The following is a 200-nucleotide window of genomic DNA, read 5'->3' on the forward strand; positions in this document are numbered from 1 at the left end:
AAATGAGATTTTTAATCTCGTCAGTTTCAAAATGAGCTTATCGCTCTTTTCAATACTTTATTGGAGAGTTTGATCCTGGCTCAGGACGAACGCTGGCGGCATGCCTAATACATGCAAGTCGAGCGGACTTGAAGAGAAGCTTGCTTCTCTGATGGTTAGCGGCGGACGGGTGAGTAACACGTAGGCAACCTGCCCTCAAG

1 rRNA gene is annotated in these 200 nt (G+C 47.0%); it reads left to right on the forward strand.

Annotated elements, in window-relative coordinates:
- Positions 1–57: 57 nt before the first annotated feature.
- Positions 58–200, forward strand: a 16S ribosomal RNA gene (locus tag HP548_RS00010); the annotation flags it as partial.

It is taken from the genome of Paenibacillus taichungensis, from assembly GCF_013359905.1.
In the GTDB taxonomy this organism is placed as follows: domain Bacteria; phylum Bacillota; class Bacilli; order Paenibacillales; family Paenibacillaceae; genus Paenibacillus; species Paenibacillus taichungensis.